Origin of the sequence: Mariniflexile gromovii (assembly GCF_017814435.1) — a bacterium.
Lineage (GTDB): Bacteria > Bacteroidota > Bacteroidia > Flavobacteriales > Flavobacteriaceae > Mariniflexile > Mariniflexile gromovii.
Genome location: NZ_JAGJCB010000025.1, coordinates 1 through 26,797 on the forward strand (window position 1 = coordinate 1; position 26,797 = coordinate 26,797).

The window sequence follows — 26,797 nt, forward strand, 5'->3', positions numbered from 1 at the left end:
ACCAAAATAACAGAACCAAGAAAAATGGCCTGCTTCTCTGGGGTAGTCCCTTTTGAGCACCAATCGGGAAGCTCGATTTACAGAAAACCAAAAGTGTCATTCTATGCTGATAAATCAATTAAAAGCATTCTGCATTTAGGGGCTTTGAGTGCTATAAGGCTTAAAAATGATTTGGGCAATTATTACCGTAGGAAAGTAAGTGAGGGCAAAAATAAAATGTCTGTGTTAAACGCCGTGAGAAATAAAATCATTTACCGTATTTTTGCTGTAATAAAAAACCAAACTATTTATAAAAATAATTTGGTTTTATCATAGAAATCAACCTGACAAATAAAACTTAATGCACTTTTCAGACAGCCTCTTTTAAAAAGTATTTTGAATAATGAAACAAAGCGACTAACTCAAACTTATTCTATCCATACTTTTTTAGAAACAATGCCATTATCTGTTTTTAGTTTTATAATGTATGTTCCTGCACTCATGAATTTGTTTTTATGGGTTATAATAGGTTCATTTGAATTTGTTTCAATTTTAAGAACAGACTGACCTAGCATATTAAACATTTCGGTTGTTTTAATGTTTTTCAAATGAGGGTTTTGAATAATAATATTTTTATCTTCATTTGAAAAATAAACGTCTATGGTCGTCGTGTTGGCGATTGATGGGTTTTCTACGTCAAGTGTTTGTGGTGTTGAAAACGTTATTTCAAACCTGCTTAAATAACTGCCAGCTTCCAAATAAACTTGATAATTGCTGTCCTTCAAATTGTGATATAGGTTTAATTTTTTATCATGAAGATAAATTTTTAAATCACTTGCTGTATTTTCAGTTTTATAAATGGAAATAGTGTTCAAACCTTTTGTTTTTGTGTGAATGCCTAAAGGTAGTATGGTTTGTTCAGTTATGGTATTTATACCTTGAATGGTGTATTTGTTATTGCCAATTAACCAGTACATATCATCCATTTGTTCATCGATATAAGGAGCGTCATAACCCCAATCGTAACCCATGGAGGTGTTTGCATCTACCGTGGTTAAAAGTTGTCTTCTAATGGTATTTACAGAAAGAAATGTGAGTCTTAATTTTTCTCTAACATCCTTATTTTCAGCATTAGTACTTTTTTCTGTTTTGGTGTTAGTTGACTTCATAAATACGGAGTTGGTTCCATCTTCAACCTGAAATACCCGTTGACCATTATTAAATTTAATGGTTCCCGTAGCTTCTGCAGTTACAAAAAATCCCTGAGCCACAGGAATGTAGCGCCCAGGTGTTTTTGTAGGTGTGCCACCCGTAGCAACATTAGGGTCTGAAGTACCCATAGCTGCTGCAGGAACACCACCAGCCAACGTGTAGGTAGCATAACCACCTTGGTAATTTCTTAAATAATGGGAGCCACCACCCCAATGTTCCCAAAAGTACAAGGTGCCGGTTGTGGAGCCTGGACCGGCAATGGTTGTACCATTATCTAATATAAATTGATCGGCATCCAGCGCAGAAGGGTATGGGTTGCCAACCAAATAATCGTTACCAGCATTAATTGCTAAGTTAATATTGCCATTGTTGGGTTTCCCTGCCAGAACATAGTTTTGCCATGTAGCAATAGAACCTGTTCCAGGGCCTTTCATAGAAAAACCTTCACCGGCAATCAGCGTACCAGTACTTCTTACATGTTGCCAAGAAGCATAATTACCACTCAGTTGATTGTTGAATTTCCAAATCCAATAATCTGCAATACCAAGTGGAGAAGCCGTTCCGTTGTAGCCAGAGGTTAAAAAGGTTACATTTTTGAAAATATCTGTTACTTTATAACTATTGTTGTTTGTTGTGCTGTTGCTTTTCCCTACTGGAGAAGACCAATAATTGTAGGTATAGGTATCTGCGGTTCCTTGTTGGTCCATTTCCAAAATGCCGGAACTTGTTACATCTAAAGTGCTTCCTAAATCTTGTAATAGCTGCGATTCTTCTTCTAAATCTATTTTGCCGTCAAGTTTTAAGTTTTCAGTAATGCGTATACTATTGTCTATCACGGTTAAAGTCGTATTGCTTTCTAATACTATGGTTTTAACATATCCTGAAGTTGTACCATTGGAAATGATAGGGTAATTTGTTAATCCTGAAGGTATTAATGTATTTAGTGTGGCTTCTATGCCATTTGTGGGTACACCTGCGCACCAGTTTGAAGGGTTGTTCCAATTAGAGTCGATATCACCGGTCCAATAATTTTTAGTTACAGTTGCTATTATCGCAGTTCTAGTTGCTGTTGTGCAACCACCATTTGTAGCATCTACCCAATAAGTAGTAGTTGAAGAAATACTAGGGGTTGTGAAACTGGTTCCGGTTCCAAGTGATGACCCACCCGTTGCATTTGCGTACCAATTGATGGTTCCTGTAGAAGTAGTTGCCCCTAACGTTACAGTTCCAGTACCGCATCTTGAATTAGGCGTTGTTCCGGTAATGGTAGGTATGGTATTTACAGTGGCCGTTACGGATGTTCTTGTAGCCGTTGTACAGCTACCATTTGTAGCATCTACCCAATAAGTAGTAGTTGAAGAAATACTAGGGGTTGTGAAACTGGTTCCGGTTCCAAGTGACGATCCACCCGTTGCATTAGCGTACCAATTGATGGTTCCGGCCGAAGCAGTTGCATTTAAAGTTACAGTGCCTGTGCCACATCTGGAATTAGGCGTTGTTCCTGTAATGGTAGGACTGGTATTTACGGTGGCCGTTACAGATGTTCTTGTAGCTGTTGTACAACTACCATTTGTAGCAGCAACCCAATAGGTTGTGGTAGATGAAATACTTGGGGTTGTAAAACTGGTTCCGATTCCAAGTGATGATCCGCCCGTTGCATTTGCATACCAGTTAATGGTTCCGGCCGAAGCAGTTGCGTTTAAAGTTACAGTGCCTGTGCCACATCTTGAATTGGGTGTTGTTCCAGTAATGGTAGGAATGCTATTTACGGTGGCCGTTACAGATGTTCTTGTAGTTGTTGTACAACTACCATTTGTAGCAGCAACCCAATAGGTTGTGGTAGAAGAAATACTTGGGGTTGTAAAACTGGTTCCGGTTCCAAGTGATGATCCGCCCGTTGCGTTAGCGTACCAGTTAATGGTTCCTGCCGAAGCAGTTGCACTTAAAGTTACAGTGCCTGTACCACATCTTGAATTGGGTGTTGTTCCTGTAATGGTAGGAATGCTATTTACGGTGGCCGTTACAGATGTTCTTGTAGCTGTTGTACAACTACCATTTGTAGCAGCAACCCAATAGGTTGTGGTAGATGAAATGCTTGGGGTTGTGAAACTTGTTCCGGTTCCAAGTGATGACCCGCCCGTTGCGTTAGCGTACCAATTGATGGTTCCTGCCGAAGCACTTGCGCTTAAAGTCACGGTTCCAGTGCCGCATCTTGAATTAGGGGTTGTTCCTGTGATGCTTGGAATTGCAGTAATGGTGATATTGTTTCCGTTGTCAGTTCCTATAACCGCTGGGTTATTACTTACTATACGTATGCGGTAACCACTTCCGGTTGATGTTGCAATTGGTATGGTTGCGGAAATGGTTCCTGAATTGGTTGAGGTTAAAGTTCCAATAGATACTGGTGAAGCAAAACTACCACTGGCATTAGATAATTGTGCAGTAAACACGTTTCCGCTTATAAAAGTTCCTGTAAAGGTATATGGTACGCTTACTGAAGCTCCAGAGCAATAAGTTGTTGGTGAAATGGTTCCTGTTGATAGCACTGGTACAGGAATAACATTGATGCCGTAATCTTCTACTTCACCATCAAAGCCTATTTCACATGCGCTGGGATTGCTGTTATATTTGGTAGATACCCTCATTCGTGTTGTTCCCAAAGTGGCTGATGCAGGTATTGTTATTGATAATGGAGATAACGATGTGTTGCCATTGGAAACGTTGTTTGCAGATCCTAAATTATAGGATTCGCCTGGGTCATCAAAATCCATATCTTGATTCCAATCAATCCAAACATAAGTTCTGGTTGTATAATTTCCATCTGTATTAACTTTTACGGTTAAATCATAGGATGAGCTTCTATATACTGAGGTGGATTCAGAAGATGTGTAATCTGAATAATCATTAAATTCAGAAGGAGATGTTTTATCTATGGTATTAAAGGTAACGCGCCTTGTCCCTGTTCTGTATTCAGTATTGCCCGTTGATGGACAATAGCCGTTGTATCCTTTAATTATAAATTCGTCAAAAGCAACGCCTGTATCAGTAACACTGTCGTCAGATGCAAAAAGCACCCTAAACTTTGCTTGTGTTGCAGAATTAAAACCAATGTCTTCGCTGGTTAAACTAATGCTTTTAATTTGCCATCCATTACTATCTCCAGACCAACCATCTTCATTATTACTAAAAGCATCCACATCGGTATCATTATACCAATTGGAACTTACAGAACCTAAAGAATTCCAACTGCTTCCATTGTTTAAAGAATATTCAATTTTCATCCCATCCCATTCAGATTCGGTTTTGTACCAAACCTTTAATTCTAGAGTAATGGAATTATAACCGGTTAAATTGATGGCAGGACTTGTGGCGGTAATAAAGGTGTTATCTTTATAATCTGAACCGAATTTTTTTGAATAATAATATTTACCTGTGGCACCAGTAGAATGGCTAGCATCTGTACCTCGAATCCAATCACCATTTCCAGAACCCGTTGAAGTTTCTGTCCAATTATTGGAAGTGAAGTTTTCGGAATAGATTGTTGTTTGCGAAAACGAATTTACAGCAAAAGCTGAAAATAAAGCAAGGAGAGACCTCCTTGCTTTGTGAGAGACAATTTTCATAGAGAGAGAGTACTGTTTTAAAAATTAATAACAATTTACTCTACAATAATAAAACAAAACTCCATGAAATGCAAATAAAATCGATAAAATACAACTAATTAATTTAATTCAACATGAAATGTTGTTTTTTTAGCCTATATTTTGTATCTAAATTTTGGCAATTTTATGGTGATTTCTGAAGGTTATTTAAGTTTGATATGCGAATTTGTAAGATTAAACAACAGTTAATAAAAAGAAGACACTAACATGGGATTATTAACAAAAAAAAGTCCTAAATTAAATTAGGACTTTGAAAGTTCTTTGAATAATTAAAGTGAAGAACTTAATTATTGCGGTATTTGTTGACTTAAACAATGCAAGGTGCCAAAACCCCAAATAAAATCGGTGGCACCAATACCTATAATGTCTCTATCTGGAAAACATTCGGCAATCGTGTTTAGTGCAATACGGTCGTTAACATCATTAAAAGTAGGCACTAAAACAGTTTTATTCAATATTAAAAAGTTAGCATAACTAGCAGGTATGCGAATGCCATCAAAATCTAAACGTTTGGGCATCGGTAAGGTAACAATATTGGGCTGTTTGCCGTTTTCTAGAGTAGCCGATTGCAGTCGTTTTAAATTGTCTTGAAGCGGTTTGTAATTAGCATCTTTTGGGTCTTGTTCAACAACTGTAATAATGGTGTCTTCATTCACAAAACGTGCTAAATCATCAATATGTCCATGTGTATCATCACCTTCAATGCCATTTCCTAACCAAATCACGTTTGTTATGCCCAAATATGCTTTAAAAGCAGCTTCGTAATCTGTTTTTGTTAAACCAGCATTTCTAACTTGTACTGTAGGATGAAGCAAGCATTCTTCGGAAGTTAAAAGCGTTCCTTTTCCATTTACATCAATAGCGCCACCTTCCAAAATAAACGGTATACCGTTAAAAATAGCTTGTTCTAAAGGAATATTTAAAAAATCTGCCACTTTTGCAGGAACATGTTTGTCTAATTTATAGTTAGTGTATTTTGCCCAACCATTAAAATTGAAGTTGATTGCCTTTCTTTCTTTTCCTTTTTTTACAATGATGGGGCCAGAATCTCGCATCCAACTGCGGTTGGTTTTATGAATAATGAAAGCGATATTTTTTAACTGTACGTGCGCCATTTCCAGCATACCAGTTACTTTTGTTTTTAGTTTTTCATCTGCAACAACAAGAAAAACTTCTTCCACCAAAGCTATTTTTTTAATAAACTCAACAAAAGCCCATTGAACAGCTTCATATTTCCCTGGCCAATCGTTACCGTTATGTGGAAAACATAATAAAATACCTTGTTGTTTTTCCCATTCAGCAGGAAATATCCAGTCATTTTTCATTCTTAAATTATTGGAATTTGGAATTTAATTTTTGGATTTTAATTTTTAATCGATGGCTCTTTTTGTGATTTCGTCATATTTATCAATACGTCTATCACGTAAAAAAGGCCAGCTTTGTCGAACGTTTTCCTGCAAACTTAAATCGACTTCAGCAATTAAAATTTCTTCTTTATCCACCGAAGCCTGTGCTAGAATTTCACCTTGAGGGCCAGCAATAAATGATGAACCCCAAAATTCAATCCCATTCGTATCTGGCAGGTATTTTTCCAAACCAATTCTGTTTGCAGCAGCTACATAAATACCGTTTGCTACGGCATGCCCACGCATCACGTTCATCCAAGCACCTTGTTGGTTTTCGCCATATTGTGCTTTTTCTTGTGGATGCCAACCAATAGCGGTAGGGTAGAATAACACTTCTGCACCTTGTAAAGCCGTTAGTCTGGCAGCTTCTGGGTACCATTGGTCCCAACAGATAAGCGTACCAATATTTCCTTTTTTAGTTGGAAATGATTTGAAACCTATATCACCTGGGGTGAAATAGAATTTTTCGTAAAAATGAGGATCGTCTGGGATGTGCATTTTTCTATATAAACCAGCTTCCGTACCATCGGTATCAATAATATAAGCACTGTTGTGGTACACGCCTGCCATTCTTTTTTCAAAAAATGGTACAATAATAACCACGCCTAATTCTTTAGCCAATTCACTAAAAGCAATAAACGATGTGCTGTATAAAGGTTCCGCGAAAGCGAAATTATCAACATCTTCACTTTGGCAGAAATAATGACTTGAATATAATTCGGGTAACAAAATGACTTCGGCACCTTGTTTGGCAGCATCTTTTACCCATTGCATGCATTTTTTTAGATTGTTTTCAGGTTTGTCATTCAAATTTAATTGAAGAACAGCTATTTTATATTTGTTTTTGGACATTACTAATAATTGAAAATTTAATACAAAGATATAATTTTTTAAAAAGACTATTTGTCCTTCTTATAAAGCGGAATTCTGTATGAAAGTGAATAACTATAACCTGCACCTATACCAGTACTATCATAGGTTTTATTAAACCCAGGGATATATACGTTTTCAAAATTATTAGGTTCGGTTTGGCTTGCCATAATTTTTAATTGAACGTTTAAGCCAAGATATAAATTGGTCAATAACTCTGCTTTTATGCCAAGTATGAGCTCTCCCCAAAAGGCCGTTAAACCGTTGAATTCTTGTAAATCGGTTGAGGAAAATTGGGGTGACCAATAGGGGTCGGTAGTATAAATGGTATAGCTATTTAGTTTTTGATTGAAGGTGCTGGCGCCCACGCGAAAACCAGCATAAATCATGTTATCCATGTCCAGCCAGTTTTGGTATAAATTATAGTCAATACCACCTTTTATATAACTACCGCTGGTGGTTATATTTAAATAATCGGTAGTAGTTTGTTTTTCTTCAATACCTAATTCACCAGCAATGTATAGACGCTTTTTTAATCGGAAATCTGCCGAAACTTCAAAACCTGTATAATCATCATCTACAAAGGAACGGACAAGTTTTCCAATATCACCACCCACACGCAGTCCATACTTTTCTTTAATTTTTACGGAATCTTTAACGGTGTTTGCAATGCTATCGTTTTGAGCGTTTAATGACACAGAACATAAAAGCAGACATGTTAGGCAACTAGTGATATATGTTAAAATGTGTTTCTGTTTCATCTTCTACAGATTGATTATCGTTTAAAGGTTGTCTTGATATTATCCAGTTATTAGAATCAAGATTAAGTGTAACGTTTTTAAAAATAGTTTTGTAACCACAGGCGCGAGATACATATACTTCTTCTCTGCTATAATTTATAGTAATTATATCGGTATTACCATCATAAAAATCATCACTACTATCATCTGGTGTACCATTATCATTAACAAAGGCATCTTCAATAAGAGAATATTGTGTGGTGTTAGCATCGGTTCTTAACGGAAGCACTATTTGTGATAAAGATACAATGCCGTTAGTAAGTATAAAATCGTTACCAATACCTCCAATAACCAATTTGGTTACGGCTTTTTTGTTTTCGGGTGTTTCAACATCATAGGCATCAATAATTAAACTAGGTGTGGTTGGTGTACTTTCTGGACAAATATCATCCCGTTCACAACTTATTGTAATCCCTATTCCAATGAAGGTTAATAATATTAAAAGTAAACTCGTTTTTTTCATTTAATCTCTATTAAGAGTTTATTCGTTGATGTGTTTGTTCGTTTATTACACTGTTACGCAGTTACACAATTTCAAATTAAATCATCTTTTCTCCAAAAGTATAACATTTTCAACATGGAATGTTTGCGGAAACATATCTACAGCTTGTGTTTTTGTTACCTTATAAATAGCGTCCATAAGCTCTAAATCCCGGGCTTGTGTAGCACTGTTACAACTTACATACACTACTTTTTTAGGAGCTATGTTTAGTATTTGTTGCACAACATCTTTATGCATGCCGTCACGCGGTGGGTCGGTAATAATAATATCCGGTTGCCCGTGTGCGGTAATAAATGCATCGTTAAACACATGTTTCATATCGCCTACAAAGAATTCAACGTTATTAATGCCGTTTAATTGTGCATTTTCTTTGGCAGCGGTAATAGCATCAGGAACAGCTTCAACACCAATTACTTTTTTAGCTTGTTTTGCAACAAACTGCGCAATGGTACCTGTGCCCGTATATAAATCGTAAACCAGTTCATTGCCCGTTAAGCCAGCAAAGTTTCGGGTTATTTTATACAATTCATAAGCTTGCTCGGAATTGGTTTGATAAAACGATTTTGCATTTATTTTGAATTTCAAACCTTCCATTTCTTCAAAAATGTGGTCTTCACCTTTATAGCAAATCACTTCTTGGTCGTAAATGGTATCGTTTGCTTTTTCATTGATGATGTATTGTAATGAGGTTATCTGCGGAAATGTTTCAGCTAGAAAATCCAATAACATAATGCGTTTTACTTTATCTTCTTTGAAAAATTGAATGACCACCATCACATCGCCCGTAGTAGATGTACGAATCATCATGGTTCTTAATAAACCTATTTGATTACGTGTGTTGAAAAATTCAAAATTATTATCAAGCGCAAATTGCTTCACCGCATTTCTAATAGCATTAGAAGGATCTGCTTGCAAATGGCATTTTTTAATGTCCAAAATCTTGTCCCACATACCAGGAATGTGGAAACCTAGGGCATTTCTATCGCCCAAATCGGCATCCGATTGAATTTCTTCCAAGGTTAACCACCGACTATCGCTAAATGAAAATTCCATTTTATTTCGGTAGAAATATTGATTGGCTGAGCCTAAAATAGGCGTAATCTCTGGTAATTCTATATGCCCAATACGGGTTAAGTTATTGGTAACTTCTTTTTGTTTGTAATACAGTTGATGTTCATAGCCCATATCTTGCCACTTGCAACCGCCACAAACACCAAAATGTTCGCAAACCGGAGTCGTTCTTTTATCGGACAATTTATGAAATACGGTGGCTTTCGCTTCGTAATAGGCTTTACGGGCTTTAAAAGTTTGCACATCTACCACATCACCGGGTACGGTATTGGATAGAAAGATAACCTTTCCATCGGGTGCTTTTGCAATGGTTTTTCCTTTGGCACCAGCATCTAAAACTTCAACGTTTGTAAACGCTTGTTTTTTCGTTCTTTTTGACATGCTGCAAAAGTAATGAAACGATTTACGATTTACGATTTTTGATTAACGATTTTTAATTAAGGAGTTTCAAAGTTGCAAAGTAACATAGAATCTATGTAAAAAATGGCCATTCAAACAATCTAAAAAGCTTTGAAACTTTGTGACTTTGCAACTTTGTAACTACAAAGAATATTCACTAACTTGCACCTCTATCCGGGGATGATTTCTCTCCCACGCTGCTTTTCCGTCCTGATAACTATTGGGGTCTTGGAAGAATAAAGGTACAGTAGGAATGGTTATTTTATCAATTTAAAATTTTATTTAAAATGGCTGTTTTAGAACAATTAACTTCGCAACAAGCGATAGATTTAGAAAAACGTTACGGATCAAACACATATCACCCTTTACCGGTGGTTTTAAGTAAAGGTGAAGGTGTATTTGTTTGGGATGTAAACGGAAAAAAGTATTACGATTTTTTATCAGCATATTCAGCTGTAAACCAAGGGCATTGTCATCCAAAAATTGTAAATGCATTAATTAAACAAGCACAAACATTAACTTTAACTTCTAGAGCATTTCATAATGATGTGCTCGGGAAATACGAGAAATTTGCTTGTGAATACTTTGGTTATGATAAGTTGTTGCCAATGAATTCTGGTGCAGAAGCCGTAGAAGCTGCTATTAAACTTTGCAGAAAATGGGGCTATGAAGTAAAAGGCATTAAGGAGCATGAAGCTAAAATTATTGTTTGCAACAAAAATTTTCATGGACGTACCACCACTATTGTTTCTTTTTCAAGTGACGAAACTGCGAACAAGAATTTTGGTCCCTATTCCAATGGTTTTATTAATATCGATTTTGATGATTTAGAAGCTCTTGAAACCGTATTAAAAAGCAACAAAAACATTGCAGGCTTTTTGGTAGAACCTATTCAAGGTGAAGCAGGCGTATATGTACCAAGTGAAGGGTTTTTGAGACATGCAAAAGCACTGTGTGAACAGCATAATGTTTTGTTTATTGCAGATGAAATACAAACGGGAATAGCAAGAACGGGCAAACTTTTGGCAGTTGACCATGAAAATGTTAAACCCGATATTTTAATTTTAGGTAAAGCTTTGAGTGGTGGTGTTTATCCGGTAAGTGCTGCTTTAGCAAATAATAATATTATGGATGTATTAACTCCTGGAACGCATGGCAGTACTTTTGGGGGCAACCCCATGGCGGCGGCAGTTGCAATAGCTGCTCTTGAAGTAATTAGGGATGAAAACCTTGCTGAAAACGCTGGAGCTTTAGGACAATTGTTCAGAAGTGAATTAAATAAATATATTGAAACAAGCAGTATTGTAAATTTAGTAAGAGGTAAAGGTTTGTTAAACGCCATAGTTATTAACGATACAGAAGATAGCGGTACCGCTTGGAATATTTGTTTGGCTTTGCGGGATAATGGTTTGTTGGCAAAACCAACCCATGGTAATATCATACGCTTTGCACCACCATTGGTCATGACAAAAGAACAACTATTGGATTGCGTTGCTATTATAACAAAAACACTCAAACAATTTGAAAAGTAATATTGTTGAGTAAAAACACAATAAAAAAGCGACCATTTGGTCGCTTTTTTTATTTCTATATATGAATGAAATTATTGTCCCATATATTCACGCATTCTTTCCTGCATTAATTCTTGGTCTTGCATAGTATCCCATCCAAAAACAGATATAACCCAAACAACAAAAATTAAATATAAAACACTTAGTACAATACCAATAATAGCAAGTATTTTTCCTGTTTTTACATTTGAATATCCAATATAAATTTCTGGGTTTGCTATATAGAGTTTAGTTGCTTTAGAGGCTAAAATAATAGCTGTAATACCTAATGCTAAACCAATAATACCATAGCAACAACAGGTAACTATTGATAAGATTCCGAATACTAAAATGAGTGTTGAATTTGGTAGTTTTTGTTGTTCCATAAAAATTTTTGTTAGATTAGAAATGTTTTTATTATAAAATTGGCAATAATTACAACGGCGTTTAAAACAGCCAAAATAAAAATTATTGTATTAGCATTTTTGAAATTCTTGAAAAAATTTATAGTTATAATTACAAAAAGCAATAATAATGTATAAATAGCTGGATACATATAAAATGCAGATGTAAATTCACCGTGAATTATTAGGGATAAAGACCGTTGAAAACCACAGCCCATGCATTCAAAACCAAAAAACTTTTTGTTTAAACAAGGCAACATGTAATCGTCTAAAGAAGACATACTATAATTTTTAGTTTTTCAAATTTATTAAAATTATAGAAGTGTTGTTGGTTTTTTGCACCGCTATTTTTTACCGCCAACAATAATTTTTTTACTGAAAAATTGATCGTTTTCTAATAGTATGTTTACAATATAAACACCATCGCTTAAACTTTTTGTAGAGTAAGATTGCGTAGTTTGTTTAGAACGTATTTTTTTATTGAGAACAAGTTTGCCTGTAGCATCAAACAACTTAAACGATTCTATATTTATAGCTTTCGGGTTGTTTATAGTTAATGAAGAACTGTTATTGTTATGATATACTTCTACGGACTTAAATTCATCAAAATCAGTACTTAGTGTGTTTTTGGTGAAAGTGATTTCAAAACGATTGTTATAAGTCCCTTTTGGAAGATTTATATTAAAAGTTCCATTTACAACATCAGTATAAACATTTGTAAGTTTATCAAAAACATAAACTTCAAGACTTTCGGGTGTTTCTTTTAATCTGTTTATTGAAATGCTAAAATTAGAATTGGTTTTGCTGGTTTTTAGTCCAAAAGGTATTTTAACATCTTGGGCATAATTAATGGATTTGACAACCAATTCTTTGTCACTAGAAACTAAATATGCATCTGAACTTAATTCATTTATGTTTCTAGCATCATAAAATTTATTGTAAACATTATTGTTTGGAGTACTTTCTCTAAAAGCTATTACATTTTCCTTATAAAATGTATTGTCAATATGTGTATGAAGTCTTATTTCAGGAATGATAGTAGGTTGATTAACAATGGTATTATAATCTACACCATTGTTGGATTGAGGAATGATTTTTTCTTTTGAAATATTATTTTTTAAGTTTTTGTTTTTAGCAAAAATAGAGCCGTCACCACCAGGGTTAGAATCCTCTGGAAAATAAACACGCATTGAGTTTTCAAAAATGGCATCACCACCATTAACATTACTGGCAATTACAAACCCTTGCCCAATAGCGGCAAAGCGTCTTTGGTTGTTGGCACTAAAATCGGTCGTGTTTAGAGAGGTGGTGCCAATGGTGCTTCCATCGCCATTATAATTTTCAAAAGGGGCGACTGCATAGTTTCCGTTATCGAATAAATCAAAAGGATCTCCGGGTGCATAAGTGCTATAACCTCCTTCATAATCAACTAAATAATGGGAGTTTTTTTGTTTTTGTTCCCAGAAAAATATTTCACCACTTAAATCTGCATCATTGTTGGGGTGGATAAGAAATAGTTTCAAATCTAAAGCAGAAGGGTATGGGTTGCCGGTTAAGGTTTCAGCATAATTAGGAGTACCGGAATTAGGTTGATTATCAACACCGTCAAATGAGCAACTAACCGTAATGGTGCCATTATTTGGTCTGCCTCTAAAATCTAAAACATTATTAATATTGGGGCTTCCTTTTTGTGTAAATCCATAGCCTGTGCCAACATCTCCTGTATTTGAAATTTTTTTCCAACTATAGTAACCTTCACCATCTTTTAGCGTGTGCATCCAATAACTGGATAATTCTGTAGCAGTTCCGTTATAGGCTGTAGTGTACAAATAGGAAGTTGAATTTATATTGGCTAAATCTGTAGCATCTACGGGATCGTATATATTGGAACCGTTAAAATCGACGTTCGTTTTTGTAGTACCATCAACACTAACACCAACAGGAGAACACCAATAGTTGTATTCATAAATATTTGTTGTTTGGTTTTGGTATATTGAGAAATTGCCCGCATCAGAGTTCTTTACATCTGCAATTTGATAGAGTTGCGCATCACCTCTAAAATACAAGTTTGAGGTTGGTGTTTCTAACCTAATGTCGTTAGTAACAGTTACTACAACATCTTTAGCGTACAAATACGTGTTATTACCTACATACAAATCTTGGGAAAAACTAATATCAGCAAAAGACAAAAACATTACCAAACCTATAAATGGTTTAGGTAACTTTTTAATTTTTGTATAAATTAAAAGTGAAATTAAGGATTTGTACTTCATGGGGTAATAATTAATTCAATCAAATATAACTATTTTCATATTAAAAACTGATCTATTTGCAATTTAATCGTTATAAATTGCTTTTAATCGAATAAAATAGATGGTTTAATGTAAAGTGTAGGCTCTTATTTTATAATAAATTATTGTAATTTTAGAGTTCTAAATTTACATATTAATAATGAAATATTTTAACTATATAATGATAGTGCTTGGTGCTATTGTAGCTATTTATGCTAAAACAGGAACAGAGCAGAACCAATATATTTTAATTGGAGGTATTGTACTTCTTATGGTAGGGATTTATAGAATTTCTAAAACCATTCCAAGTAAAAATGAAGATGAAGATTTGAATAATGATGAAAATTAATAATAATGATTTTTGAAGTAGGCAATAAAGTTTTGGTTTTGGATGAAGCGATGCAAGGTGTTGTAAAAAAAATAGTGGGTAATACCATTACTGTTGAAACTACGGATGGCTTTTTGCTTGATTTTGAAAGTGAAGAGTTGGTTAAACAGACTTCAAAAAGCAGTATAAATAAAGACATGCTTTCGTATGCAAGCATAAATTCGGCTAAAAAAGAAAAGGAGCAATCAGCCAAAAGAAAACAACCTAAAACCAAAGCTAAAGACCGTTTTGAGCCTACTATGGAAGTGGATTTGCACATCAACCAATTGGTGAAATCATCAAGAGGGATGAGTAATCATGACATGCTAACGCTGCAATTGGATACTGCAAAACGCCAATTGGATTTTGCTATTTCAAAACGCATTCAAAAAATAGTTTTTATACATGGCGTGGGCGAAGGTGTGCTAAAAGTTGAGTTAGAATACCTGTTTGGACGTTACAATAATATTAAATTCTATGATGCCAACTACCAAAAATATGGTGTTGGAGCTACCGAAGTTTATATTTTTCAGAATGCACCTAGCAACTAATTAAAAGGCGGTGTTATTTTTCTGGAGGTTGATAAATCACTATCATCTAAAACACCAAAATCAAAAACATCTAAGGATATTATTTGCAAATCGAAGTTAGACACTGTAAGCGTAACCACATAAGTCTGATAAATAGTATGCTGTCTATATTTGGTGGCCTGTGTTTTTGTTGCAACGGCAGGGTTTAAATAATCGGCAATACCATCTAAACTAATATCGTTTCCGGGATTTTGGTCTGGAGATTGATTTTCTTCGTCGCGGGTTAAAATACCATCACCATCATCATCATCATCTAAGTAGTTTGGGTCGTCATCTCCATCAGTATTTAAGGCATCACTTAAATCGCCATCACCATTTGGGTCGGGGCTTTCATTTTTTGTAAGTACGTTATCGCCATCATCGTCTTCATCTAAATAGTTAGGAATTCCGTCACCATCAGTATCATCGTCGGTTAAATCGCCATTACCATTAATATCTTCTAATTCTGCAGGAATGCCATCATTATCATCTTCGGTAAGTACTGTTTTAATGTGCACATTTCCGCTAGTACTTTCAATATCTTTAATAATTTTAACAGAAGAAAGAGGCACATCACTACAAAATAAGCCCGATGTGGGTAATGTGGTATTACTATAGGTTCTATAATTAAATACGTTTGTAGCACTTAAAGCAAAATCGGCTTCATAGGTGTTAGTAAGAGAATCAACAACAAGTATTTCGCCAATACTATCAAGTTCTGTAATTCTAATGGATAAAGATTCTGATGGATCGTTTTTTGTTTTGTAAAATACCAAACCATCGGTTCCACAAACCTGAAATGTTTCATCATAGTCAAAATCAACGGTAATAACATCACCATCATCACATGTGTAAAAACTTAAAATTGAAAGACTAAAAAGAATAAAAAATAATGGACGCATTCGGCTTGGGTTTTAGGCAAAAATAAACGAATTGTTATTTATAACGCAGCATATTGATAATAATTTTATTCTAAGTATTTTTACAATCTAAAAAAAACTGACATGCAACAGGTGTATTTTGATAATGCCGCTACCACACAAATACGGGAAGAAGTAATTTCTGCAATGACCGAAGTAATGAGAACCAATTACGGAAATGCATCTTCATCACATAGTTTTGGAAGGTCTTCAAAAGCTTTAATTGAAAAATCAAGAAAAACTGTTGCTGGCTATTTGAACGTTTCAGCTAGTGAAATTATTTTTACTTCTGGAGGTACCGAAGCCGATAATTTAATATTGTGCAGTGCTGTTAGAGATTTGAAAGTAACGCACGTTATTACTTCTAAAATTGAACATCATGCGGTTTTACATACCATAGACCAATTGGTTAAAGATTATAAAATAGCGGTTAGTTATGTTGATTTGAAGCCCAACGGAAAGATTGACTATTTACATTTAGAAACCCTTTTGAAAAATGAAAATAAGACCTTAGTAAGCTTAATGCATATTAACAATGAAATTGGTAATGTTTTAGATTTGAAACGTGTTGCTTCCTTGTGTAAAGCAAACAATGCATTGTTTCATAGCGATACGGTACAGTCTGTTGGTCATTTTAAAATGGATTTGCAAGATATTCCAGTAGATTTTATTACCGCTGCAGCACATAAATTTCATGGGCCAAAAGGTGTTGGTTTTGCATTCATCAGGAAAAATTCAGCATTAAAACCTCTTATTTATGGAGGCGAGCAGGAGCGAGGACTTCGTGCAGGTACTGAAAGCGTTCATAATATTGTAGGTTTAGAAACCGCATTAAAAAGTGCCCATGATTATATGGCTACCGAAGTTGCTTACATAAAAGATTTAAAACAATACTTTATTAATAAAGTTGAAAGCGAATTGCCCAATGCCACGTTTAATGGAAAGTCTGGGAATATGGAAAAAAGCACCTACACCTTAGTAAATGTATGTTTACCCATACCACCAAAAAAAGCAGCCATGTTATTATTTCAATTGGATTTAAAAGGAATAGCCTGTTCTAAAGGAAGTGCTTGCCAAAGTGGAAGCAATCAAAACTCGCATGTATTGACTGAAATTTTAAATGCTGATGATTTGCAAAAACCATCCATTCGGTTTTCATTTAGTATTTACAATACCAAGGAAGAAGTTGATTACGTTATGACGGTCTTGAAGGAATTTTCAAATTAAATTTCATTATAATACAGCATTAATATCATCAATATTGTTTTTCATGCCTTGAAAATAGCTTTTCATCGATATTTTTATTAAATTGCGTCATATTAATAAGTCTCTCACATTTATAACCCAAATTATATTACTATGAGAAGACTTATGCCGTTTTTTGCAGGAATCACCTTTTTGTTTTTTTTTCAACAATGTATTTATGCGCAGGTTGGTATAGGTACAACATCTCCACATCCTTCTTCAATTTTAGATATTACTTCAGACAGTCAAGGGGTGTTAACACCTAGAATGACAACTGCTCAGAGAACAGGTATAGCTTCTCCAGCTGAAGGTTTATTGGTTTTTGATACCGATGACGATGCCTTTTATTATTTTGACAGTGCCGTATGGGTGAAACTAGAAGGTTCAGTAACTAGGGATAATTATAAGCTAGTAAAAAGTGTTGCTGATTTAGCTGATGAATTAGTAGGAGGAAAATATGTATTGAATGAAGATTATTTATATGAAATTAATGGCACTGTAATATTTGATTTTCCGATAGATTTAAACGGAGCTAATCTAATTGGTGAAGATACAGGAGAAGATATTCTTGTTAATGGTACTGGAGGCGCATTGTTTAGTGGAAATAAAGGCGGGAGAATGAAAGACTTGTTGATTAATGGTAATGGACAACAAGTTTTTGATATAACAGGTACTGGAGTAGAAAATGTTATATGTTATAGTGTTGTTATAACTTCAGCATCATCTATTGGAACTTTAAGTGATTTAGGTGTAGTTTTCTTTTCAGTTTTACAAATTGTGGGCAGTGATGATGGTTTGGCTGTTTCAAATGTTAATTCTTTTTTTGTTCAAAATATTTTTTGGACAAACAATACTGGAACTTGTTTAACATTATCAGGAACTTTTGGTAACCTGCAAATTGCTAATGGAAGAATTGTTGTAGAAGGAGGGGATATAGGAATTGATGTTAGTGCAGATCCTATAATTACTTTATCGGCATCTTTAACTGGAGTTAATATATCTGGAGCAGGTGATCATGTTAAAGGATATGTTGGAGGAACCTACCCAGGTTATAATTTTACAACTGACTGGGACGTAAATTGTCCAGGTATTCCCGTAGAAACAGATGGTGTTGCCACTGGCGATATTAATTTTGAGTCACCAGTAGGTTCAGGGACTTCTATTTCATTTACAGGAACAGGAACAAGTAGTAGAAAAAAAATAACAGGAACAACAGATTCAAATAGTTTGTTTCGATTTACCAAAGATGGTAGTAATAAGATTATCTACGAAGGTAAAAAAACAAGATATTTTGGTATTACAGCTAGTTTATCATTTCAAGGGGATTCTAATAGAACTATTTTTATTTTTTATCTTGCAAAGAATGGTACGGTAATAGAGCAAACTAAAGTTTACAGGGAGAATGGAGAAAATGATGATGTTGGTGCAGCAGCTGTTGTTGGAACGGTAGAACTATCACCAGGCGATTATGTAGAAGTTTGGGCAGAACGCTTTAGTGGTGGCGGTGGTTTATTAATGGTATCAATGAATTTGATTGCTAGATAAATTTTAAAACTTCATCGTAGTTCTAACATTAAAAACACGGGGTGTTAAATAATTAGGAATGGCGTATTGACGCTTCGTATAAACATCGCGTACCCACGTATTGGTAATGGAGTTTTGTACATCGAAAATATTATAAATTTCAAAACCGAACGAGAGTTCTTTAAATGGTTTTTTCCAACCGCTTTTAAATTGTTTTTTAGCATCAACCAACACGAATTGCAAACCTAAATCGGCTCGTTTATAGTCGGGTAAGCGGTTTTGGTATTCGTATGGGTCGGCATAACTTGGTGAGCCACCTGGTAACCCTGTGTTATATACTAGGTTTAAATAAAGTTTCATATTAGGTACATTGGGTACATAATCTTGAAACAAAGCGGCAAACTTTAAACGTTGGTCTGTAGGGCGTGCAATATAGCCTTTACCATCAATATTTTCTTCCGTTTTTAAATAGCCAAAACTAAACCACGATTCGGTTCCAGGTACAAATTCACCATTCAATCGCATATCCAAACCATAGGCATAGGCTTTTGCATTGTTGTTGGCTGCATATCGAATACGTACATTTTCCAAAGTGTATGCGTTTACATCTGAAAGGTTTTTGTAATAAGCCTCAGAAGTTAGTTTAAAAGGTCGGTCCCACATTTTAAAACTATAATCGTTTCCTAAAACCAAGTGAAACGATTTTTGCGCTTTTACGTCGGGTTGCACCACACCATCGGCATCACGCAGCTCTCTATAAAAAGGTGGTTGGTAATAAATTCCAGCCGCAATTCTAAAAAGCATGTCTTTTTCCCAATAAGGTTTTATGGCGAATTGTGCACGTGGACTAAATACGGTTTGATTTGTTGATGAAATACCATCACCGTTTACAGTCCAATTATGCACACGAGCACCAGCATTGTACCAAACATCGCTGTTGCCTAAAGTAGCACGTTTGCTCCATTGTGCATAGGCTTGCAGTCGGTTTATTTGCGTGTAATTGGTAGCTCTTACATTTGTAAATGGTTCTAATGGGCCACTATAGGGCACATAAGGTTGCTCGTTTGCGGGAATTGTTTTTGGAGGTCTTATTGAAAATCCTGCCGAATCTATCACTTCCCATTCAACCAAACGGTCGCGAATATCTTCATTGGTATATTTAATAGACCATTCAATACGGTTATCGTTAATGTTGAAATCGCCTTTATGCTCAATATTGGTAATTAAAGCATCTAAATCGTTTCTTCCGTGGTTCAATTGCGCACCAACACCTCGGCTAAATTCAACCTCGCCTAAATTTTCATCACCTATATTCGAATTTACTTCTCCCAAACGGTATTGTGCCAAAATATCAAAATATTCCTCTTCTGAGGTATAATACCTGGAAGCAATAAGTTTTAAAGTTAAATCATCATTTGCAAAATACGTTCCTTTAAAGGCACCAAAATAGGTTTGGTAACGGTCTTTTTCCTGTCCTTCATAAAATACCAAAAGCGCTATTGGGTCGGCAAGTGTGCCAAAATTGGTTTGTCTGGTTTGCGGTTCGTAATTGTATTTGTTGATGGAAGCGTTTCCTAAAAAACTTAAATGAAATTTACTCGTGAATTTATATGTGAAATAAGCCTGAGCATCGGCAAACGAAGGCTTGAAATTGGTTTCAGTTTCTTTGGCATCTACCAATAAACTGTTATCGCGGTAACGAAGTCCCAAAATACCAGAAAACTTAGAATCTTTACTAATGTTTTCAATGGAGAAACTGCCGCCCAATAAACTTAAATCGGCATTCGCTTCAAATTGGTACGGATTTTTATAGGTAATATCTAAAACGGACGATAATTTATCGCCATATTTAGCCTGAAAACCGCCTGCAGAAAAATCGACATTCTGCACCATATCGGTATTTACAAAACTCAAACCTTCTTGTTGGCCAGAACGCACTAAAAAGGGTCTGTACACTTCTATATCATTTACATATACTAAGTTTTCATCATAATTACCGCCACGTACCGAATATTGCGTGCTTAATTCGTTGTTATTACTAACTCCGGGAAGTGTTAATAATAAATTTTCTACCCCTGCATTGGCACCAGGGATTTTCCTGATGGTTTCGGGTTTTAAAGTGATAATACCTTCAACATCGCGTTGCCTTTTATTGGTTACAACTACGGCAGCTATTTGTTCTACAGAAGTACTCATAACAGGATTAAATTCATAATCCTCCCCATTTTTTAAATTGAATGAACTTACTATTTTTTTAAAGGCAAGGTGTGTGAATTCTATAGAGACATTTTGGTTTGCCGGAATTTCTAAAATATAAAAACCGTTGGCATTACTAACTGTTCCTTTGGTGTCAGATTTAATATTTACGTTTGCAATAGGGGCATTGTTTTGGTCTAAAATAACACCTTTTATGGTAGCTGTTTGCGAATAACCAATAAGAATAATCGAAAAAAATACAAGAGTAAAAACGTAAAAATTTGTTTTCAAATGGTTGCTGTTATGTTTTATTTCCTAAAAAATGTTGCTTCAAAAGTAGTACTATTTCCAACATTATCGGTTACAATTAGTTTAAAATCGTTCTTGGTATCTGTAACAATTCCATCGTTAAAATCGTATGTAAGTGTGTCGGTTTTATAATCATATTCCATTAAAATCCATTTACCGCTTACAGTAGCTCGGTAATTAGAAATTCCAGAAATTGCGTCATCAATTTTAACTTTTAAAAACCTGTAATTGCTTAACCATTGCCCGTCCTTAAAATTTATAGCGGAAATAGTTGGTTTAACAGTATCGGTAGCCAAAGCATAAGTGCCCAATGTTTTAGTGCTTGTAGACAATATATTGCCATCTCTTTGCGTAGATGAATACACCGGATATTTTTTATAACCTACCAATCTGGCAATATACAATTTGTCTTTGTCGGCATCTTTGTAATTGCTAATATCATATTTTATGGTGAAATTTTTTCGGGTTGGAACCACATCTTTATGCAAGTTCAAGGTGTCATTATTCACATCAAAATCAATATAAAAATTTTCATAGAAAGTATCTGGGTAAAAATCGACAGACACATTTCCCAATTTTAAATTGGTCGATTGATTTGCTGTGATATAGTAAGGTGTTGTTTTTCCGGGCTTTGGATTAAAGTTGGTTGGCTTTTTTCCTTTAATATTTATTGTAACAAAGGTTTCGTTGTTTTTAAAATCGGAAACGCGAATTTTATAAACTGAAGACGTGCTATCTTTAATTGTTAAAATACCATCATTTAATGTGGGTTTTAGCAAGCTTAGAGGATTATTTTTTTTGAATAATTTCTGAATGCGCTGTCTGCTATTAATATAATGTTCGTAATCTATATACTGGTTGATGCATGACGATTCATCAAATGAAAACTCGCTAAAGTCTACTTCAAAATTTTGGTTGCCATTTAAAAAAGTTTGCATGTTGTAAACACCATTGGAGTTTGCTGCTAAATCTTGTCTATCAGTCGTTTCTATACCAAAACCAATATTTCCGTAGGCTTCAATACTTTCGGTGGTATAATCACCACTTTTTAAAGGGATAAGGCGTAGTTTTTGTTTCGAACTTAATTTATTTACAGTCGCATTTTCATCTAGTGCATATGCATAAATAGAACTAACGATGGGTTTTGAATTATCTTTAATATCAATGCCAAAAAGCATGGGGTTTATGGGATGCTCTTCTTTGTTACGAATTTCAAAATGCAAATGAGGTCCGCCAGAACCACCCGTATTTCCAGTATAGGCAACCAAACTGCCTTTAGTAACAGGCAAAGTTTCTGCACTGGGGAATAACTCTATTTCATAAGATTCTTTTTCATATTGCTGTTTTTTGATATAGGCTTCTATTTCGGGCGAGAAGGATTGTAAATGGCCATAAACCGTTGTGTAACCGTTTGGATGTGTGATGTACAACGCTTTACCATAACCAAAATGTGCAATTTTAATTCTGCTTACAAATCCATCTGCACAGGCTACAGCTTTTAAACCTTCGCGCTGTTGTGTTTTAATATCTAAACCAGAATGAAAATGATTAGAGCGTAACTCACCAAAATTTCCAGAAAGTATAAGAGGAATTTCTAACGGAGATCTAAAATAATCTTGCGGATAATTATTTTGAGAGTTGGAAAATGTTGAGAAGACCAAAAAAAAACAAAGGATGAATCGCATATAAAAGTAGTTGATGCTAAAATATTAATAAGTTATTAATGTGCAAAAGAATAAAACAAAAATCGAACCATACTATGATTTTGGCTAATAACGAAAAATTTAAAATTTTATTAAAAAACAATTGTAATATATAAGCAGGTATGTTAACTTTGTGAGATAAGTATTGAAATTTGCAAATGAGTAATATTGAAGATATTGTAGATTCTTTAGAAAACAAAATTAGCAAGGTATTACACAAACTAGAGCTTTTGAAGCTTGCTAACTTGAAATTGAATGAAGAATTAGAGGTTTCAAAGCAAGAAATTTTATCTCAAAAAAAGCATATTGCTGTTTGGGAAGAAAAGTATGAGGCGCTTAAAATGGCAAATACAATACTTGGTAGTGACGATAATAAAAGAGAAACTAAGCTTAAAATAAATGCATTAATTAGAGATATTGATCATTGTATAGCTCAATTATCCGATTAGGTAACATCAAAATCAATGTCTGAAAAGCTTAAAATAAAGCTATCTATAGCAAATCGCGTGTATCCTTTAACTATTGATGCAAGTCAAGAAGAAGGCTTACGTAAAGCTGCTAAGAACATTGATGAAATGATTAAGCAATTTGAGCAAAGTTATTCGGTTCGAGATAAACAAGATGTATTGGCTATGTGTGCTTTACAATTTGCTTCTCAAGTAGAACAGAAATCTATAGATAAAGAGAGTGTAAGTGAGCATGTAGAAGAAAAACTAAATGCTTTAAATAGTTTGTTACAATCTCATTTAGTCTCTTAAACGTTCTTTAAAATAAACTAAAAGTTACTGCCTACATTAGTTATTTATTTTTGATAAACTCAACGTTAATTCTTTAAAAAGGGTGAGTTTAAGTTGTAAAAGCATGCTGTCTCGAGCAGATCCTTGATCAGCTTGTTAGCCCTAAACTTGTTTTTAAGGAGTTTATACAAAATCTCAAACTGGTGTAGGCTTTTTTATATATTAAAATTAACTAAACACAATAATGGATAACTCAATTATATTGATTGCTGGGTGTGTAATATTAGGACTTGTAATAGGTTTTATTATAGCAAAAGCCTTAGAGAAAAATAATGCTTCTAAACTTGTTAAGGAAGCTAAAAAAAGTGCAACCTTAATACTTAAGGAAGCCAATAGTGAAGGAGAAGCAATAAAAAAAGATAAATTACTTCAAGCGAAGGAAAAGTTTTTGGAACTTAAATCTGAACACGAAAAAGTGATTTTGGCTCGTGATAAAAAAATGGACGAAGCTGAAAAACGCATTCGTGACAAAGAATCTCAAGTATCCAGCGAACTTGCTAAGAATAAAAAGTTAAGTGAAAATCTTGAAGCAAAAGAAAGAGATTATGATCACAGATTAGGTGTTCTTGATAAAAAGCAAGAGGAAATAGATAAATTACACAAAAGCCAAGTACAGCAACTTGAAGTCATCTCCAGCCTTTCTGCTGAAGAAGCAAAATCGCAATTAGTGGAATCTTTAAAAGGAGAAGCTAAAAGTGATGCCATGGCATACATTCAAAGTGCTTTGGAGGAAGCGAAATTAACAGCTGAACAAGACGCTAAAAAAATTATTATAAACACCATTCAGCGTATAGGTACAGAAGAAGCGGTTGATAACTGTGTGTCTGTTTTCAATATAGAATCTGATGATGTGAAAGGGCGTATTATTGGTCGTGAAGGTAGAAATATCCGTGCTATTGAAGCAGCTACAGGTGTTGAAATTATAGTTGACGATACTCCAGAAGCCATCATCTTATCTTGTTTCGATTCTGTAAGACGTGAAATTGCACGTTTATCATTGCACAAATTAGTGACCGATGGTAGAATACACCCTGCACGAATTGAGGAAGTTGTTGAGAAAACCAAAAAACAAATTGAACAGGAAATTATAGAAGTTGGTAAGCGTACTGTTATAGATTTAGGAATTCACAATTTACATCCAGAACTTATTAAGATGGTAGGTAGAATGAAATACCGTTCGTCTTATGGGCAAAACTTATTGCAGCATTCACGTGAAGTAGCTAAGCTTTGTGGCGTTATGGCTGCGGAATTGGGCTTAAACCCAAAATTAGCAAAACGTGCTGGATTATTGCACGATATAGGTAAAGTGCCAGATGCTGAAGCTGATATGGAAACGCCACATGCTATTTTAGGTATGCAATGGGCTGAAAAATTTGGTGAGAAGGACGATGTTTGTAATGCTATTGGAGCACATCACGATGAGATAGAAATGAAATCGTTGTTAGCGCCAATTATTCAGGTTTGTGATGCTATTTCTGGTGCACGCCCAGGAGCACGTCGCCAAGTATTGGATAGTTATATTCAACGTTTAAAGGATTTGGAAGATATTGCTTTCGGATTTAATGGTGTTAAAAAAGCATACGCTATTCAAGCAGGTAGAGAATTACGTGTTATTGTGGAAAGCGAAAAGGTTGACGACCAAAAAGCAGCCGATTTATCATTCAGCATTTCTCAAAAAGTACAAACCGATATGACCTATCCTGGTCAAGTTAAAGTAACTGTAATTAGAGAAACCAGAGCGGTAAATATTGCAAAATAGAGTTTATTTAATTCTTTTAAAGAACCCATAAATTAAAAAAAGTCCAGTTAACTAACTGGATTTTTTTTTGGTAGTGTGATAGTAAACATGGAGCCTTTATTTACAGCACTATTTAATTCTATACTTCCGTTGTAAGATTCAATATGGTTTTTTATAAGGTAAAGGCCAACACCTTCAGAGTTTTCGTTTTTATGGAATGTTCTGTAAAGTTTAAACACTTCATTGCCGTATTTTTCCATGTCTATACCTATACCATTATCTAACACAGTAATTATATATGAACATTTTGTTTCCGATGAATTGAACTTAATTAATGGATCTCTTTCTGGATGTTTATATTTTATGGAATTTGACAATAGATTTTGAAATATGCTTTCTAAATATGCTGGGTTAAAATCTATATTTATTAGTGGGTCTACATTATTTATTATTACAGCATGGGTTTGTTCTATTTCTACTTCTAAAAGTTTCAAAGCATTATTTATGTAAGTATGAACGTTTAACGTTTGCGTTGTTTCGTTTTTATTTGTTTGAACCGATACTATTTCATGCAGATTAGAAATACTTTTACTTAAAGATTGGGTAACGGTTTTTATATGTGCAATTAATTCTTCCTTTTCTTTAGCTGTTTCTGCTTCATCATAAAATTCTAATAAGTTTTCAAAATTTGCAGCATGCGACTTAAGATTATGCGTAACTATGTGGGCAAAACTTGTTAATTTTTCGTTTTGAAGTGTTAGCAAATTCAACAGTTTCGTATTGGCAAGGTCTTTTTCTTTAAGCTCTGTAATGTCCAAATGTGTTCCAATAATTCTTAGTGGATTTCCTTCATTATCCCTATCAATTATTTTTCCTTTGTCTGAAATCCATCTTTATGTCCCATCTTTGTGCATCACACGATGTACATTGGTGTATAGGGGCTTAAGTCCGTTTAAGTGGTCTTTAAAATCTTTAAAGTATTTTTCTTTATCCTCTGGGTGAACTCTATTGTTCCAGTCTTGAGGATTGGTTCCAAATTCTTCAGACTCAATGCCAATTATTTTTTTTGATTCCTCTGAAAAAAATACCCTGTTTAAATGAGCATCAAATTCCCAAATTCCAATGTTTGAGTTTTTTAGTGCAAATTTCCATTTATACTCACTAAAATTACTTGACATTGAATTGATTAACTCGGAATTTTTATAATCGCCAGATTTATTATCCATTATAATATGAGGGTTTAAAATATAAATTATTATAAGATAATATATATGTTAGTTATA

Annotated in this window: 23 protein-coding genes and 1 other RNA gene; 10 read left to right on the forward strand and 14 right to left on the reverse strand. The window is 34.6% G+C overall.

Annotated elements, in window-relative coordinates; genetic code table 11:
* Positions 1-315 (forward strand): transposase (locus tag J8H85_RS17025; RefSeq protein WP_209656641.1); only part of this gene is annotated, 315 nt, incomplete at its 5' end.
* Between the two features lie 92 nt (positions 316-407).
* Here the strand turns inward: J8H85_RS17025 and J8H85_RS17030 are convergent.
* The 6 genes from J8H85_RS17030 to rlmD form a co-directional block, all read right to left on the reverse strand.
* A complete protein-coding gene (locus J8H85_RS17030) occupies positions 408-4,814 on the reverse strand; it encodes an Ig-like domain-containing protein (RefSeq protein WP_209656643.1) in 4,407 nt (1,468 codons plus the stop codon).
* Positions 4,815-5,140: 326 nt separating this feature from the next.
* Positions 5,141-6,178, reverse strand: a complete 1,038-nt coding sequence (locus J8H85_RS17035) for an agmatine deiminase family protein (RefSeq protein WP_209656645.1) — start codon at positions 6,176-6,178, stop codon at positions 5,141-5,143.
* Positions 6,179-6,223: 45 nt separating this feature from the next.
* The gene (locus J8H85_RS17040) at positions 6,224-7,111 is read right to left on the reverse strand and encodes a carbon-nitrogen hydrolase (RefSeq protein ID WP_209656647.1); all 888 of its coding nucleotides are present in this window, start codon (positions 7,109-7,111) and stop codon (positions 6,224-6,226) included.
* Positions 7,112-7,158: 47 nt separating this feature from the next.
* On the reverse strand, positions 7,159-7,890 hold the full coding sequence (locus J8H85_RS17045) for a DUF6048 family protein (protein WP_209656649.1): 732 nt from the start codon (positions 7,888-7,890) through the stop codon (positions 7,159-7,161).
* Complete coding sequence (locus tag J8H85_RS17050; protein WP_209656651.1) at positions 7,856-8,392, reverse strand: DUF6452 family protein; 537 nt, start codon at positions 8,390-8,392, stop codon at positions 7,856-7,858. Before J8H85_RS17050 ends, J8H85_RS17045 begins: the two co-directional genes overlap by 35 nt.
* Positions 8,393-8,473: 81 nt before the next feature.
* The gene (gene rlmD, locus J8H85_RS17055; RefSeq protein WP_209656653.1) at positions 8,474-9,883 is read right to left on the reverse strand and encodes a 23S rRNA (uracil(1939)-C(5))-methyltransferase RlmD; all 1,410 of its coding nucleotides are present in this window, start codon (positions 9,881-9,883) and stop codon (positions 8,474-8,476) included.
* A 305-nt stretch (positions 9,884-10,188) separates the two neighbouring features.
* Here rlmD and rocD point away from each other — a divergent pair, with 305 nt between their 5' ends.
* Positions 10,189-11,433, forward strand: a complete 1,245-nt coding sequence (gene rocD, locus J8H85_RS17060; protein WP_209656655.1) for an ornithine--oxo-acid transaminase — start codon at positions 10,189-10,191, stop codon at positions 11,431-11,433.
* Positions 11,434-11,504: 71 nt separating this feature from the next.
* Here rocD and J8H85_RS17065 read toward each other — a convergent pair whose 3' ends face one another.
* From J8H85_RS17065 to J8H85_RS17075, 3 genes are all read right to left on the reverse strand, one after another.
* Positions 11,505-11,837, reverse strand: coding sequence for a CCC motif membrane protein (locus J8H85_RS17065; RefSeq protein ID WP_209656657.1), 333 nt, complete (start codon positions 11,835-11,837; stop codon positions 11,505-11,507).
* Positions 11,838-11,848: 11 nt separating this feature from the next.
* Positions 11,849-12,136, reverse strand: coding sequence for a DUF2752 domain-containing protein (locus J8H85_RS17070; RefSeq protein ID WP_209656659.1), 288 nt, complete (start codon positions 12,134-12,136; stop codon positions 11,849-11,851).
* A 63-nt stretch (positions 12,137-12,199) separates the two neighbouring features.
* Positions 12,200-14,128, reverse strand: coding sequence for a T9SS type A sorting domain-containing protein (locus J8H85_RS17075; protein WP_209656661.1), 1,929 nt, complete (start codon positions 14,126-14,128; stop codon positions 12,200-12,202).
* Between the two features lie 178 nt (positions 14,129-14,306).
* Here J8H85_RS17075 and J8H85_RS17080 point away from each other — a divergent pair, with 178 nt between their 5' ends.
* Both J8H85_RS17080 and J8H85_RS17085 read left to right on the forward strand, forming a co-directional pair.
* A complete protein-coding gene (locus J8H85_RS17080) occupies positions 14,307-14,495 on the forward strand; it encodes an LPXTG cell wall anchor domain-containing protein (RefSeq protein WP_209656663.1) in 189 nt (62 codons plus the stop codon).
* A gap of 5 nt (positions 14,496-14,500) precedes the next feature.
* Positions 14,501-15,064 (forward strand): Smr/MutS family protein, encoded by a 564-nt coding sequence (locus tag J8H85_RS17085; protein WP_209656665.1) that lies wholly within the window; start codon positions 14,501-14,503, stop codon positions 15,062-15,064.
* On the opposite strand, the gene J8H85_RS17090 is transcribed toward J8H85_RS17085, so the two are convergent.
* Positions 15,061-15,984: a hypothetical protein gene (locus tag J8H85_RS17090; RefSeq protein ID WP_209656667.1), complete on the reverse strand. Its 924-nt coding sequence runs from the start codon at positions 15,982-15,984 to the stop codon at positions 15,061-15,063. The genes J8H85_RS17085 and J8H85_RS17090 overlap by 4 nt on opposite strands.
* Positions 15,985-16,086: 102 nt before the next feature.
* Here J8H85_RS17090 and J8H85_RS17095 point away from each other — a divergent pair, with 102 nt between their 5' ends.
* Together J8H85_RS17095 and J8H85_RS17100 are read left to right on the forward strand one after the other, a co-directional pair.
* A complete protein-coding gene (locus J8H85_RS17095; protein WP_209656669.1) occupies positions 16,087-17,229 on the forward strand; it encodes a cysteine desulfurase family protein in 1,143 nt (380 codons plus the stop codon).
* 132 nt (positions 17,230-17,361) lie between these two features.
* Positions 17,362-18,792, forward strand: coding sequence for a hypothetical protein (locus J8H85_RS17100; RefSeq protein WP_209656670.1), 1,431 nt, complete (start codon positions 17,362-17,364; stop codon positions 18,790-18,792).
* A 3-nt stretch (positions 18,793-18,795) separates the two neighbouring features.
* Here J8H85_RS17100 and J8H85_RS17105 read toward each other — a convergent pair whose 3' ends face one another.
* Positions 18,796-21,258 (reverse strand): TonB-dependent receptor, encoded by a 2,463-nt coding sequence (locus J8H85_RS17105; protein ID WP_245243848.1) that lies wholly within the window; start codon positions 21,256-21,258, stop codon positions 18,796-18,798.
* 17 nt (positions 21,259-21,275) lie between these two features.
* Positions 21,276-22,961, reverse strand: coding sequence for a M23 family metallopeptidase (locus tag J8H85_RS17110; protein WP_209656671.1), 1,686 nt, complete (start codon positions 22,959-22,961; stop codon positions 21,276-21,278).
* Between the two features lie 176 nt (positions 22,962-23,137).
* Between J8H85_RS17110 and J8H85_RS17115 the strand changes: the two genes are divergently transcribed.
* From J8H85_RS17115 to rny, 4 genes are all read left to right on the forward strand, one after another.
* A complete protein-coding gene (locus J8H85_RS17115) occupies positions 23,138-23,428 on the forward strand; it encodes a hypothetical protein (RefSeq protein ID WP_209656672.1) in 291 nt (96 codons plus the stop codon).
* Between the two features lie 15 nt (positions 23,429-23,443).
* Complete coding sequence (locus J8H85_RS17120) at positions 23,444-23,737, forward strand: cell division protein ZapA (RefSeq protein ID WP_132218847.1); 294 nt, start codon at positions 23,444-23,446, stop codon at positions 23,735-23,737.
* A 57-nt stretch (positions 23,738-23,794) separates the two neighbouring features.
* A non-coding RNA gene (ssrS, locus tag J8H85_RS17125) (6S RNA) lies at positions 23,795-23,901 on the forward strand.
* Positions 23,902-23,960: 59 nt separating this feature from the next.
* The gene (gene rny / locus J8H85_RS17130; protein ID WP_209656673.1) at positions 23,961-25,535 is read left to right on the forward strand and encodes a ribonuclease Y; all 1,575 of its coding nucleotides are present in this window, start codon (positions 23,961-23,963) and stop codon (positions 25,533-25,535) included.
* Positions 25,536-25,582: 47 nt separating this feature from the next.
* On the opposite strand, the gene J8H85_RS17135 is transcribed toward rny, so the two are convergent.
* Both J8H85_RS17135 and J8H85_RS17140 read right to left on the reverse strand, forming a co-directional pair.
* Positions 25,583-26,332, reverse strand: coding sequence for a sensor histidine kinase (locus J8H85_RS17135; RefSeq protein WP_209656674.1), 750 nt, complete (start codon positions 26,330-26,332; stop codon positions 25,583-25,585).
* Between the two features lie 75 nt (positions 26,333-26,407).
* The gene (locus J8H85_RS17140) at positions 26,408-26,740 is read right to left on the reverse strand and encodes a PAS domain-containing protein (RefSeq protein ID WP_209656675.1); all 333 of its coding nucleotides are present in this window, start codon (positions 26,738-26,740) and stop codon (positions 26,408-26,410) included.
* Positions 26,741-26,797 lie beyond the last annotated feature (57 nt).